At 74.2% G+C, this 12,772-nt stretch carries 11 protein-coding genes; 8 read left to right on the forward strand and 3 right to left on the reverse strand.

Features of this window, described 5'->3' with window-relative positions:
- Positions 1-256: 256 nt before the first annotated feature.
- The 3 genes from LRS74_RS22330 to LRS74_RS22340 form a co-directional block, all read right to left on the reverse strand.
- Positions 257-1,495, reverse strand: a complete 1,239-nt coding sequence (locus LRS74_RS22330; protein WP_277742672.1) for a benzoate/H(+) symporter BenE family transporter — start codon at positions 1,493-1,495, stop codon at positions 257-259.
- On the reverse strand, positions 1,495-2,436 hold the full coding sequence (locus LRS74_RS22335) for a UbiA family prenyltransferase (protein WP_277742673.1): 942 nt from the start codon (positions 2,434-2,436) through the stop codon (positions 1,495-1,497). Before LRS74_RS22335 ends, LRS74_RS22330 begins: the two co-directional genes overlap by 1 nt.
- 316 nt (positions 2,437-2,752) lie before the next feature.
- Entirely contained in the window at positions 2,753-3,583 is an 831-nt protein-coding gene (locus LRS74_RS22340; RefSeq protein WP_277742674.1) for a class I SAM-dependent methyltransferase, read from the reverse strand.
- Between the two features lie 188 nt (positions 3,584-3,771).
- On the opposite strand from LRS74_RS22340, the gene LRS74_RS22345 reads away from it, so the two are divergent.
- The 8 genes from LRS74_RS22345 to ispG are packed head-to-tail and all read left to right on the forward strand — an operon-like array spanning position 3,772 to position 12,729.
- The gene (locus LRS74_RS22345; RefSeq protein ID WP_277742675.1) at positions 3,772-4,788 is read left to right on the forward strand and encodes a hypothetical protein; all 1,017 of its coding nucleotides are present in this window, start codon (positions 3,772-3,774) and stop codon (positions 4,786-4,788) included.
- Entirely contained in the window at positions 4,778-5,719 is a 942-nt protein-coding gene (locus LRS74_RS22350; RefSeq protein WP_277742676.1) for a sugar phosphate isomerase/epimerase family protein, read from the forward strand. The genes LRS74_RS22345 and LRS74_RS22350 overlap by 11 nt, the downstream gene beginning before the upstream one ends.
- Positions 5,716-7,044 carry a M20/M25/M40 family metallo-hydrolase gene (locus tag LRS74_RS22355; RefSeq protein WP_277742677.1) on the forward strand — a complete coding sequence of 443 codons (1,329 nt, stop codon included), beginning with the start codon at positions 5,716-5,718 and terminating at the stop codon, positions 7,042-7,044. The genes LRS74_RS22350 and LRS74_RS22355 overlap by 4 nt, the downstream gene beginning before the upstream one ends.
- Positions 7,041-8,189, forward strand: coding sequence for an Ldh family oxidoreductase (locus LRS74_RS22360; protein WP_277742678.1), 1,149 nt, complete (start codon positions 7,041-7,043; stop codon positions 8,187-8,189). The genes LRS74_RS22355 and LRS74_RS22360 overlap by 4 nt, the downstream gene beginning before the upstream one ends.
- Positions 8,186-9,283 carry a Gfo/Idh/MocA family oxidoreductase gene (locus LRS74_RS22365; protein ID WP_277742679.1) on the forward strand — a complete coding sequence of 366 codons (1,098 nt, stop codon included), beginning with the start codon at positions 8,186-8,188 and terminating at the stop codon, positions 9,281-9,283. Before LRS74_RS22360 ends, LRS74_RS22365 begins: the two co-directional genes overlap by 4 nt.
- Positions 9,280-9,678, forward strand: coding sequence for a hypothetical protein (locus LRS74_RS22370; RefSeq protein WP_277742680.1), 399 nt, complete (start codon positions 9,280-9,282; stop codon positions 9,676-9,678). The genes LRS74_RS22365 and LRS74_RS22370 overlap by 4 nt, the downstream gene beginning before the upstream one ends.
- Positions 9,671-11,578 (forward strand): 1-deoxy-D-xylulose-5-phosphate synthase, encoded by a 1,908-nt coding sequence (gene dxs, locus LRS74_RS22375; protein WP_277742681.1) that lies wholly within the window; start codon positions 9,671-9,673, stop codon positions 11,576-11,578. The genes LRS74_RS22370 and dxs overlap by 8 nt, the downstream gene beginning before the upstream one ends.
- Positions 11,575-12,729 (forward strand): flavodoxin-dependent (E)-4-hydroxy-3-methylbut-2-enyl-diphosphate synthase, encoded by a 1,155-nt coding sequence (gene ispG / locus LRS74_RS22380; RefSeq protein WP_277742682.1) that lies wholly within the window; start codon positions 11,575-11,577, stop codon positions 12,727-12,729. Before dxs ends, ispG begins: the two co-directional genes overlap by 4 nt.
- The last annotated feature ends 43 nt before the right edge of the window (positions 12,730-12,772 follow it).

The raw sequence follows: 12,772 nt of genomic DNA on the forward strand, positions 1-12,772 counted from the left end.
CGGTGCAAGCTGTTCTATAGGCGTGGCGCGCGTCCGCCGCGCGAGCCGGCGCCCTCTCGCGCAGATTCGGCCCCTCAGCGCTCCGTGGAAGTGCCGTGACGGGCCGTCGTCCGCCCGCGGGCCCGTTGTGGCCCGCGGGCCCGTTGTGGCTGGTCGCGCCCACGCGGCGGAGCCGCACATGTCACGGCCCGCACCCCTTCAGGGCGCTGCCGAACGGCGGCCGACGTCACCGGAGCCGCTGAGGGGCCCGGGGTCCCTAACCCCGCTCCGACCCCCGCCGTGACAGCGCCAGATGCGTCGCCACCCCGGCCACCAGCCCCCAGCAGGCCGAGCCGACGCCCCAGAGCTCCACCCCGGAAGCCGTCATCAGAAAGGTGACCAGGGCGCCGTCCCGATGGGCCTCCTCCCCGGTCGCGGCCGCCAGCGCCCCACCCAGCGCGCCCAGCAGGGCGATGCCCGCGATGGCCGCCACCAAATCCGCCGGCAGCGCCGTGAACACCGCGATGAACGTGGTGCCGAACACCCCGACCAGCAGGTAGCAGACGCCGGCGACCACCCCCGCCGCATACCGCTTGTCCGGGTCCGGGTGCGCCTCCCGCCCGGTGCAGATCGCCGCCGTGATCGCGGCCAGGTTGATGGCGTGGGCGCCCACCGGGGCCAGGGCGGCGGAGGCCAGCCCGGTGGTGGTGACGGTGCGACCGGAGCGGGCCGCGTCCATCCGATAGCCCGCCGCGCTCAACACCGCGATGCCCGGGGCGTTCTGCGAGGCCATCGTCACCAGGAACAGCGGCAGCCCGAGCCCCACCACGGCGTCCCAGGAGAACGCGGGCGCGGTGAACACCGGACGGGCCACGTCCGGATGGACCCCGCCGAAGGAGACGTCCCCGGTCAGCAGGGTCCAGCCGACGCCGGCCAGCAGCGCCCACGCCGTCGCCCAGCGCGGCGCGAACCGGCGCCCCACCACATAGGCGGCCAGCATCAGGGCCACCAGCGCGGGCGCGTCCTCGGTGGCCGTGAAGAGGTCGATGCCGAACTTCACCAGGATGCCGGCGAGCATCGCCGCCGCCACCGACTGCGGCAGCAGCCGCATCACCGTGCCGAACAGGCCGGTCGCCCCGACCAGCACGGTCAGCGCGGCGGCCACCAGATAGGCGCCGACGGCCTGGTCGTACGGATGGTCCGTCAGCGCCGTCACCAGCAGCGCCGCGCCCGGCGTCGACCACGCGGTGACGACCGGGACGCGGTAGGCCAGGCTCAGCAGCACGCAGGTCAGCCCGCTGCCGATGGATATCGCCCAGACCCAGGACTCCAGCCGGGCGTCGCTCAGTCGGGCCGCCTCCGCCGCCGTGAAGACCACGGCCATCGGGCCCGCGTACGAGACGATGACCACGATCAACCCCGCGACGGCGGTCGAGACCGACCAGGCGGAGGGGGACGAGGTCGGGGGCGGGGCGGTGGAAGCGGAAGAGGCCGTCAGGTTTTCAGAATCACTCATCACACGTGCAACAAAAGCGCATTGCCGAGCAGGAGCAACGGAATTCCCCAGCGGTGCAGCCTGATGCCGAGCATCCGCGCCACCAGCACCTGTCCCCGCGCCAGCCCCGCCCGTGCCTGGACCACCCGGCCCGCCCACAGCGGCAGCGCCAGCGCCACGAACCACGCCGGTACGGCGCCCACGGCGACGGCCACCCCCACCGCCAGCGGCTCCAGCAGATGGAAGCCGATGACGACGCGGCGGTAGCCGGCGGGGGAGGAGAGCGTGGCGAGGTTGCGCCGCCCCGCGAGCCGGTCGCCCTCCACGTCGTTGATGTTGGAGTAGACCGACACCAGCAGGCTCCACAGCCCGACCAGCACCGTCTCCAGCACGATCAGGCCGGTGACCTCGCCGGTCAGTAGCGCGTACGGGAGCAGCACGGCGAGGCCCGGGGTCACCAGGATCAGCTCCTGACCGCCCCGGTAGCTGATCTTCAACCCGTAGGAGTACTGGGCGTTGCTGAGCAGCACCAGCAGCATCGCCACCGCCGTCCACGGCGCGCTGTGCGGCGCCACGGCGAGCGTCGCCGTCCACAGCACCGCACCCCACAGCGCCGCGCCCCAGCCGAAGAGTTCCGCCTGGCGCACCGTCAGCGCCCCGCTGAGCAGCGGCTTCCGCGACAGGTCGCGCAGCGCGCCGGACTCGGGGGAGTAGTTGCGCGCGTCGCTGCCGTCCCGGATGCCGGTGACGTCGTCCAGCGCGACGGTGGCGGCCACCACGCCCACATAGCCGAGGGTGTAGAGCGCCAGCACCGCCCAGCTCCGGCCCTCCCACAGCAGCGGCTCGGGCAGCGCCACCCAGACGACGAAGAGGCTCAGGTAGTAGTCGTAGAAGGAGAGCTTGCCGAGCTTGACGTAGGCCCTCAGTCGCCCTCGGAGGTCGGGCGGGGAAGCCGTGCTCACTGCGGACATCGGCGGGTGCCTTCCGGTCGCGGATGGGGGACGGACAGCGGCCGGCCGCCTTCCCCCGGAGGGGAACGGGCGGCCCTTGGGGCGGGGAGCGAGGTGGCCTTTCCGGCGGCTGCGGGTGCGGGTGCGGGTGCGGCTGTGGGTGCGGGTGCGGGTGCGGGTGCGAGTGCGGCGGTGCGGCTGCGAGCGCCGGTGCGGGTGCGGGGGCGGGTGCGGGTGCGGCGGTGCGAGTGCGGGTGCGGGAGCGGGGCGGCTGCGGGGCACGGGCCCGGGAGCCGTGCTCGCCCCCGGGCCCCGCCCCGCGTACGGGCTAGCGCGCCCTGCGCCCGAGCGTGGAGATGAGGACCTGCGACAGCCAGCGGTGCCCCGGGTCGGCCATCTCCCGCAGCGCCTCGTCGACACGGGCCTCCGAGACCAGGCCCTCGGCGACGATCCGCTGCCGCAGGGACTCCAGCCACAGCATGTAGTGCCGGGCCTGGCGGGAGCCGCCGTGCACCATGACCGCGCGGCCCTCGGCGGAGACCTCCTCAAGGCCCAGCTCCAGCGCCGCGTCCAGGTCGAAGTGGCCGCCGCGCGGCTCGTGCCCGGAGCGGCGCATCAGCCCGTACCCGGCGGCCTTGACGTCCTGGAGGAAGTCCTCGCCGGCGGAGCTGCGGAACAGCGACAGCGAGTCGGTGTCCTCCAGGAAGAGCCAGCCGCCCGGCTTCAGCGCGCGCACCAGCTTCGCCACGGCGGCGGGGCGGTCGGCCAGGTGCTGCACGACCATGCGGGAGTGCACGAGGTCGAAGGCGCCCGCGGGGAGCTCCTGGGTGCGCAGGTCCAGCCGCACGGCCTCGACGTTGGCGGCGGTCAGCCAGTCCAGCCGGGACGGCTCCAGATCCACCGCCACCACCCGGCCGTCCGGGCCGACCCGCTCGGCGAGCCAGGCCGCGATCGAACCCGTACCGGCGCCGACCTCCAGCACCGACCAGCCGGCGGCCACCCCGAGCCGCTCCAGCCGCTCGATCGTTCCCGGATCCCAGATCGCCTCGTTGGTCCGCAGCCGCTCCGACTCCTGGTCCCAGGACTGGTCGAACACGTACTCCGCACCCCGGGCGACGTCCGGGTCCGCGGCGATCTCCGCGCCCTCGGTGACGCTCATGGGAAACCCCCTCGATTCGGCTTCGGGCCCTTCACGCTAGGAACCCGACCGCCGCCCCGGCCATGGCAATTGAGTGTCCGCGCCCCCCGGCGCGCAGGCAGGTATCTGCTAGCGCTCTGCTACGGACCGGCGGGCGGGTCGGGACATAGCGTGGGCGCTCCACTTCACGGATTCACGAGGAGTTCCCGATGCTGCACACCTTGCTTGTCGGGCTCGGACGCTCGGGGCGAGAACTCCATCTGCCGGTGCTCCACAAGCTGCGGCAGACGACCGCCGCCGGGGACCCCTTCGCGCCGGAACCGCCCCTCGGCTACGACATCCGCCCCCTGGGCGAGCCCGTACCGGGGCTGGTGACCGTGGACTCGCCGGCCGCCGCCCGGGCCCGGCTCGACCCGGCACGCACCGTGGTGCACCTGTGCACCCCGCCCGACCAGCGGGTGGAGGTGCTGCGCGAGCTCGCGGGGGTCGGCTTCCGCCGCTTCCTGGTCGAGAAGCCGATCGGCACCGACGGCGCGGCGGTGGAGGCGATGCGCCGGCTGCGCGACGAGCGCGGGCTCGCGCTGGCCGTCGTCGCGCCCTGGCTGCACAGCACCCTCACCGAGCGGCTGGGGCGACTGGTGCGCTCCGGCAGCCTCGGCGGACTGCGCCGGATCACCGTGCACCAGCGCAAGCCCCGGCTGCGCCGGTCGCTGAGCACCCCCAGCCACCCGAGCGCCTTCGACGTCGAGCTGCCGCACTCCGTCGGCGTCGCGCTGCGGCTGGCCGGCGCCGGCCGGGTCGAGGCGGCCTCCTGGACCGATGCCCGCGCCGGCACATCCGTCGTCCCCCGCATGGGAACGGCGCAGCTGACAGTCCGTCATGAGGGGGGAGTGATCAGCGAGATCGACACCGATCTGACCTCGCCGCTGCGCGAGCGCAGCATCACGCTGGAGTTCGACGCCGGCACGGCCGTCGGCCACTACCCGGTCAGCGGCGAGGACCCCTACGCCCACCTCCGCGTGCGCCCCATCGGGCTGCCGCAGACCCATGACGTCTTCCCCGACGAGGCCCTCGACGCCTGTCTGCTCCAGGTCTACCGGGACTTCGCCGCCGGCGCCGACGTCACCGCGGACTTCGCGCTCCAGGCCGAGGTGGTGGCCGTGCTGGAGCGAGCCAAGGAACAGGCCGCCGCCGCGGCCCGGAAGGGATACCTCCATGTCGGCTGAGCACCCGCGCCCCACCCCCGAAGGCCCCGGGCTCCCCGCCGGGATCCGGCTGTGCGGCATCGGCGACGAGGCCGGCGCCTCGCTGGACGAGCAGATCACCGCGCTCACCACCCTCGGCTGGGACGCCATCGAGCTGCGCACCGTCGACGGCACCGCCGTCGCCGACCTCGACGAGGCCGCCTTCGAGCGGGTCGCCGAGCGGCTGACCGCCGCCCGGCTGGAGGTCGCCTGCGTGGACTCCCGCATCGCCAACTGGGCCCGCCCCGTCACCGCGCCCTTCGCCCAGGACCTGCACGAGCTGGACGTCCTCGTCGAGCGCTGCGCCCGCCTGGGCACCGACCGGGTGCGCGTGATGTCCTACCCCAACGACGGCCTGCCCGAGGACCGCTGGCGCGCCGAGGCGCTGGCCCGGTTGGCCGCGCTGACCGCGCGCGCCGAGGCCGCCGGGCTGGTCCTCCTGCACGAGAACTGCGCCGGCTGGGCCGGCACCCGCGCCGACCGCATGCTCGACCTGCTGGCCCACGTCGACAGCCCCGCCCTGCGGCTGCTGTTCGACGTCGGCAACGGCGTCGCCTACGGGTACCGGGCGTACGAGCTGCTGCCGCGACTCACCCCGTACATCGCTCATGTGCACATCAAGGACGCCGTCGGCACCCCCGAGGACACCCGCTACACCCTGCCGGGCCACGGCGACTGCCGCGTGCCCGAGGCGCTGCGCCATCTGCTGGACCACGGCTACACCGGGGTGTGGTCCATCGAGCCGCACATCAACGTGCGCCCGCACGACTTCCTCGCGCGGAGCGGCGACGACGTCCTGAGCGCCTTCGTCGACTACGGGCGGGAGCTTGAGAAGCTCATCGGCGGGCTCGGCGGGCTCAGCGGCTCGGCCGCGGCCGGCGGGACCGGCACAGCCTCCGAGGTGCGCTCATGAGCCCCGTCACGCTCCTCCCCGCCGAGCGGGATCTGCTGCTGCACCTCATCGGACTGCGCACCGCCGGCCCCCTGGAGACCGGCCCCGACGGACCGCCCCCGCGGCTGTGGGAGGCGCAGCGGGCGTACGCCGAGGCCGCCGCGCCGCTGGGCTTCCGCGTCGTCCACCACGCCGCCCCCGACCCGTCCGTACTGGATCGGGACGGGGTGCCGCGGACCGTGCGGGAGGCCGCGGAGCGTACCCCGGACTTCCTGGAGTGCCAGCCCAGCATGGTGCTGCGGCTGGGGCCCGAACTCCCGCCCGAGCGCACGGTGATGTTCAACGCGCACCTGGACACGGTCGCCGGATGGGAGCCGCCGGTCTGCCGCGACGGGCGGTTCCACGGCCGGGGCGCGATCGACGCCAAGGGGCCGGCCGTGGCCCTGCTGGCCGGGTTGCGGGAGGCGGTCGCGGCCGTACCCGAACTGGGCGTCACCACGGGGGTGCTCATCCAACTGGTCGCGGGTGAGGAGGGCGGCGCCATGGGCGTCTTCGGCACCCGCCCGCTGGTGGCGGCCGGGTACACCGGGCGGCTCAACGTCTTCTGCGAGCCGACCGGGAACCGGCTGGTGCCCCGCGCCACCGCCGCCGCCACCGCCCGGATCACCGTCGCCGGCACCGACTCCATCGACGACCACCCCGGCGGCGGCCACAACGCCACCGTGCTGCTCGGCTTCCTGGCCCAGCACCTCGCCGAGCGCCTGGCCACCCGTGCCGACGACGGCCGGGTCTGCGTCGCCGGGCTGCACACCGGCCACCTGCACAACAAGGTCTACGGCACGGGGCACCTGCTGCTGAACCTCGCCTACGGGACCACCGCCGCCGGGACCGCGCTCCAGCGGGCGCTGGAGGACGAGCTGCGCGGCGGTCTCACCGCCTTCGCGGGGCGCTTCGGCGCCCTCCCCGACTTCGCCCTGACCGCCGCCGAGGCCGCCGAGATCACCACCCTCGACTGGCTCAAACGCGGACTGCCGGCGCTCGACGACCACGACCCCTGGGCCGAACGGCTGCTGGAGCGGGCGGGCATCCCGTACGCCCCGCCCGACGCCCCGGCCTGCACCTGCGACGCCATCTGGATGCACGGCGCGCCCGGCGCCTACACCGCCGTGCTCGGCCCCGGCGACCTGGCGGCCAACCACGCCCACGCCGAGGGCGAGTACGCCGACACCGCCGACCTCGAAGCCTTCGCCACGCGGGTCACCTCGCTCCTGCGGCACTTCACCGACCACTTCGCCCACCACACCGCCCGGCGCTCCGACGCCCGGGCAACGGACGGATCGTTATGACAACCACCCTTCCCGACGCGGCCGCCCCGACGGCGGTCCGCGTCCCCTACGACAGCCTGCTCGGCTTCGCCACCGAGGTGTTCGCCGCCCGCGGCGTGCCCCGCCCGCGTGCCGGCGCCGCCGCCGAGGCCCTGGTCTACGGCGACCTGGCCGGGATGCGCTCACACGGCCTGGCCAACCTCACCCGGCTCTACCTGCCGCTGTTCGACGACGGGCGGGCGGTGCCGGACGCCGAGCCCGAGGTGCTCGCCGACCGCGGCGCCGCGGTCCTCTGGGACGCCCACAAGGGGCTCGGCCTGTGGGTCGCCGGCGAGGCCATGGAGCTGGCCGCCCGGCGCGCCGCCGAGTACGGCGTCGGTCTGGTCTCGGTCCGCGACGCCACCCACTTCGGCTGCGCCGGCCACCACACCGAGCGCACCGCGCGACGACACGACGTCGTCGCCGTGCTCGCCTCCAACTGCGGACGGCAGCGGATCGCCCGCCCGCCGGGCGGCCGGGTCGCGATGCTCGGCACCAACCCGATGAGCGTCGCCGCCCCGGCCGGCCCCGACCTGCCGCCGTACGTGCTGGACATGTCCACCACCGCGGTGCCCACCGGCAAGATCCGAGAGGCCGCGCGCGCCGGCCGTGAGATACCCGAGGGCTGGCTGCAGGACGCCGAGGACCGGCCGGTCACCGACCCGGGCGCGCTCGACCGCGGCGAGGGCTTCCCGCTGTGGCTCGGCGGCCGCCCGGAGACCGGCGCCTACAAGGGCTACGGGCTCGCGCTGCTGGTCGAGGTGCTCGCCGCGCTGGTGCCCGGCGCCGGACTCGGCCCCGCCACCGAGGCGTACGCCGGCACCGGCGGCCCCTCCGGACGCGACGACGACATCGGCTTCCTGGCGCTGGCGGTCGCCCCCGGCGCGCTGCGCCCGGTGGCCGACTTCCTCGGCGAGTCGGCCGGCCTCTTCCAGGCCCTGGTCGACTGCCCGCCGGTGCGCCCCGGCACCCCCGTCAGCTACCCCGGCGCGCGCGAGGCCACCCTGGCCGTCGATGCCCGGCGGGCCGGGGTCCCCCTCACCCCCGAGCTGTACGCGGAGATCCGCGCGGTCGCGGCCGAGCTGGGGCTCCCGACCCCGGCCATCCTGGAAGGGGAGAACGCGTGACCGACCGGAGCAAGGAGACACCTCGCCCCTCCGAGGGCCACCGCGTGGAGGACTCCGGCGTGGACCGCCGGCCCGACGGCGGCCCGGCCGCCCACCCGCCCGGGAGGGCGCTGCGGGTCGGGATCGTCGGGCTCGGCGTCATCTCCCGCTTCTACGTGGCCGCCTTCGACGCCCTGCCCGATGTCGAGCTGGCCGCCGTCTGCGACCTGCGCCCCGAGGCGCTCGCCCCCTTCGCGGGCCGGGTCGCCGGCTACCCGGACCACCGCGCCATGATCGCCGCGGGTGGGCTGGACTCGGTGGTGGTCAACGTGCCCAACGACGCGCACGCCGCCGTCTGCGCGGATCTGCTGGCCGCCGGTCTCGCGGTCTGCGTGGAGAAGCCCCTGGCCACGCGGGTCGAGGACGGGCGGATGCTGGCCCGTACCGCCGCCGACCACGGGGCGGTGCTCTTCACCTCCTTCCACCGCCGCTACAACGACAACGCGCTGGCGCTGCTGGACCGGGTCGGCGAGCAGGGCAGCCCCCTGGTCTCCCTCACCGTCCGCTATCTGGAGCGGATCGAGGAGCACGCGGGCGCCGACCTCTGGTACCTGGACCCGGAGCGCTGCGGCGGCGGCTGCGTCGCCGACAACGGGCCCAACGCCTTCGACACCGTCCGCCAGTTCCTCGGCCCGGTCCGGGTCGTCGACGCCACCGTCGTCCGGGACGAGCACGGCACCGACCGCCGGTCGGCGGTGCTGCTGCGCGCCGACACCGGCGCCACCGCCCGGGTCGAACTGGACTGGTCCTACCCCGGCGAACGCAAGGACATCGAGGCGCGGTTCGCCGACGGCACCGTGCTCACCGCCGACATGCTCGGCGGCCACGACGGCTTCAAGCAGTCGTTATGGCACGAGTACGTCGGCGTGCTGCGGGACTTCGCCACCGCCGTACGGGCCGGCGAGGACCGCTCGGCCGACGGGCTGGCCGCCCTGGAGCTGGTCGCCGAGGTCTACCGGCGCGAGGACCGCACGGCCCCGGACGCCGGCACCGCCCCGCCCGCCGGTGCCGCCCCCTCGGCCGAGACCGCCCGCACCGCCGGAGCCGCCTCGTGAACCCCCATGAGGACGGGCTGAAGCGCCCGGTCACCGGCAGTCTGGTGAAGATCCTGATCCACAGCCGGGACGATCGCGGCATGGTGCTGGAGGAGTACGCCAGCCGCTGTGTGCGCCGCGAGGAGATCCACGAACTGGTCACCACCGACCAGCACGACCCGGCCCCGGGCGCCGTCGTGGACCGCGTCGGCTTCCTGGGCTTCGTGGAGATCGCCACCGGAGGCGTCATCGACCGCGGCGACGAGGTGTGGGCCGACGGCCATCTGATCGGCACCGTGCTCGGCTTCGACGCCTGCCACTTCCCCAACCACTACAACGTCCTGATCGCGGTCGACAAGACGGCCACCGGCCCGGACCTCGGACTCACCCCGGAGATGGAGGTGCGCTTTGGCTGAGCCGCCCACCCCGCTGCTGGACACCGTCACCGGCCCGGAGCGCCTGCGGGCGCTGGACCCGTCCCGGCTGCCCGAGCTCGCCCGCGAGATCCGCGAGTTCCTCATCGCCGCCGTCTCGCGGACCGGCGGCCACCTCGGCCCCAACCTCGGCGTGGTCGAGCTGACCATCGCCCTGCACCGGGTCTTCGACTCCCCGCGCGACCGCCTGCTGTGGGACACCGGCCACCAGACCTACGTCCACAAACTGCTCACCGGTCGCAAGGACTTCTCCCGGCTGCGCAGCCGCGGCGGGCTCTCCGGCTACCCCAGCCAGGACGAGTCCGAGCACGACGTCATCGAGAACTCACACGCCTCGACCGCGCTGAGCTACGCCGACGGCCTCGCCAAGGCGCACCGGCTGCGCGGCCTGACCGGCCGCCACGTGGTCGCGGTCATCGGCGACGGCGCGCTCACCGGCGGCATGGCCTGGGAGGCGCTCAACAACATCGCCGCCGCCAAGGACCTGCCGCTGATCATCGTCGTCAACGACAACGGCCGTTCCTACGCCCCCACCCGGGGCGGGCTCGCCGACCACCTCACCACGCTGCGCACCACCCAGGGCTACGAGCGCTTCCTGCGCTGGGGCAAGGACCGGCTGCGCGACAGACCCCTCGGCGGCCCGCTCTACGACGCGCTGCACGGGGCGAAGAAGGGGCTGAAGGACCTCGTCGCCCCGCAGGGACTCTTCGAGGACCTGGGGCTGAAGTACGTCGGGCCGGTGGACGGCCACGACACGGCGGCGGTGGAGGCGGCGCTGGCCCGCGCCAAGGCGTTCGGCGGGCCCGTCATCGTGCACTGCATCACCCGCAAGGGCCACGGCCACCCGCCCGCCGAGGCGCACGAGCTGGACCGCTTCCACGCCATCGGCGCGGTCGCCACGCCCGGCGCCCGGCCGGCCGGACCCTCCTGGACCTCGGTGTTCGCGAAGGAGATGGTCGAGGTCGGGGCGGAGCGGGAGGACGTCGTCGCCATCACCGCCGCCATGCTGCAACCGGTGGGCCTGGACGCCTTCGCGACCGCCTACCCGGAGCGGGTCTTCGACGTGGGGATCGCCGAGCAGCACGCGGTGACCTCGGCGGCCGGCCTCGCCCTCGGCGGACTGCACCCGGTGGTGGCCGTCTACGCCACCTTCCTCAACCGCGCCTTCGACCAGGTGCTGATGGATGTGGCGCTGCACCGCTGCGGGGTGACCTTCGTCCTGGACCGGGCGGGCGCCACCGGCAACGACGGCCCCAGCCACAACGGCATGTGGGACCTGTCCATCCTCCAGGCCGTCCCCGGCCTACGGATCGCCGCGCCGCGCGACGGCACCCGGCTGCGGGCCCAACTGCGCCAGGCGGTGGCGGTGACCGACGGCCCGACCGTGGTCCGCTTCCCCAAGGGGGCGGTCGCGGCCGACACCGAGCCGGTCGCCACTGTCGGCGGCGTGGACGTCCTGGCCCGACCGCGCGGCACCCACCGCGTCGACGTGCTGCTGGTCTCCGTCGGAGCCATGGCCGCCACCGCGCTCGCCGCCGCCCGGGAGCTCGCCGACCGCGGGATCACGGCCACCGTGGTGGACCCGTGCTGGGTCAAGCCGGTCGCCCCGGCCCTGGTGCGGCTCGCCGCGGACCACGCGCTGGTGGCCACCGTCGAGGACAACGGCCGGGTGGGCGGGGTGGGCGGCGCCATCGCCCAGGCGGTGCGGGACGGCGGGGTCGCCACCCCCGTCCACACCTTCGGCCTGACCCAGAAGTTCTTCGACCACGGCAGCCGCGCCGAGCTGCTGACCGAGGCCGGACTCCAACCCGCGACCCTCGCCGACGACATCGCCGAGGCGCTGGCGGCGGCCGGCGCCGCCCGACTGAAGGGGGCCTCATGACCGCCGTCTCACTCGGCATCCCGGCCGTCCCGACCACCCTCGCCCCGCGCCGGGCCAGCCGACGGATCCAGGTGGGGTCGGTGGCGGTGGGCGGGGGTGCGCCGGTGTCGGTGCAGTCCATGACGACGACGGTGACGGCGGACATCGGTGCGACGTTGCAGCAGATCGCGGAGTTGACGGCCTCGGGTTGTCAGATCGTGCGGGTGGCGTGTCCGTCGCAGGATGACGCGGAGGCGTTGTCGGTGATCGCGAGGAAGTCGCAGATCCCGGTGATCGCGGATATCCACTTCCAGCCGAAGTACGTGTTCGCGGCGATCGACGCCGGTTGTGCGGCGGTGCGGGTCAATCCGGGCAATATCCGGCAGTTCGACGACAAGGTGAAGGAGATCGCGAAGGCGGCGTCCGACGCCGGTGTCCCGATCCGTATCGGTGTCAACGCCGGCTCTCTCGACAAGCGGCTGCTGGCCAAGTACGGCAAGGCCACCCCGGAGGCGCTGGTGGAGTCGGCGCTGTGGGAGTGCTCGCTGTTCGAGGAGCACGGCTTCAGGGACATCAAGATCTCCGTCAAGCACAACGACCCGGTGGTCATGGTCAACGCCTACCGGCAGCTCGCCGCCCAGTGCGACTACCCGCTCCACCTGGGCGTCACCGAGGCGGGCCCCGCCTTCCAGGGCACCATCAAGTCCGCGGTGGCCTTCGGTGCCCTGCTCTCGGAGGGCATCGGCGACACCATCCGCGTCTCCCTCTCCGCCCCGCCGGCGGAGGAGGTCAAGGTCGGCATCCAGATCCTGGAGTCGCTCAACCTGCGCCAGCGCCGTCTGGAGATCGTCTCTTGCCCGTCCTGTGGTCGTGCCCAGGTGGACGTCTACAAGCTGGCCGATCAGGTGACGGCGGGTCTGGAGGGCATGGAGGTGCCGCTGCGGGTGGCGGTGATGGGCTGTGTGGTGAACGGTCCCGGTGAGGCTCGGGAGGCCGACCTCGGGGTGGCCTCGGGCAACGGTAAGGGGCAGATCTTCGTGAAGGGCGAGGTGATCAAGACGGTGCCCGAGTCGAAGATCGTCGAGACCCTCATCGAAGAGGCCATGAAGCTCGCCGAGCGGATGGAGCAGGACGGCACCCCCTCGGGCAAGCCCGAGGTCGACGTCGCCTGAGCGGAGCCCCTTCGACGGATTCCCCCACCACGACGGATTCAGG

Source organism: Streptomyces sp. LX-29 (assembly GCF_029541745.1).
Classification (GTDB): Bacteria; Actinomycetota; Actinomycetes; order Streptomycetales; family Streptomycetaceae; genus Streptomyces.

Coding starts and splice junctions, on each gene's coding strand:
- LRS74_RS22360 (WP_277742678.1), top strand. CDS start 7,041: ATGACAACCACCCTTCCCGACGCGGCCGCCCCGACGGCGGTCCGCGTC.
- LRS74_RS22345 (WP_277742675.1), top strand. CDS start 3,772: ATGCTGCACACCTTGCTTGTCGGGCTCGGACGCTCGGGGCGAGAACTC.
- LRS74_RS22350 (WP_277742676.1), top strand. CDS start 4,778: ATGTCGGCTGAGCACCCGCGCCCCACCCCCGAAGGCCCCGGGCTCCCC.
- ispG (WP_277742682.1), top strand. CDS start 11,575: ATGACCGCCGTCTCACTCGGCATCCCGGCCGTCCCGACCACCCTCGCC.
- LRS74_RS22355 (WP_277742677.1), top strand. CDS start 5,716: ATGAGCCCCGTCACGCTCCTCCCCGCCGAGCGGGATCTGCTGCTGCAC.
- LRS74_RS22340 (WP_277742674.1), bottom strand. CDS start 3,583: ATGAGCGTCACCGAGGGCGCGGAGATCGCCGCGGACCCGGACGTCGCC.
- LRS74_RS22330 (WP_277742672.1), bottom strand. CDS start 1,495: ATGAGTGATTCTGAAAACCTGACGGCCTCTTCCGCTTCCACCGCCCCG.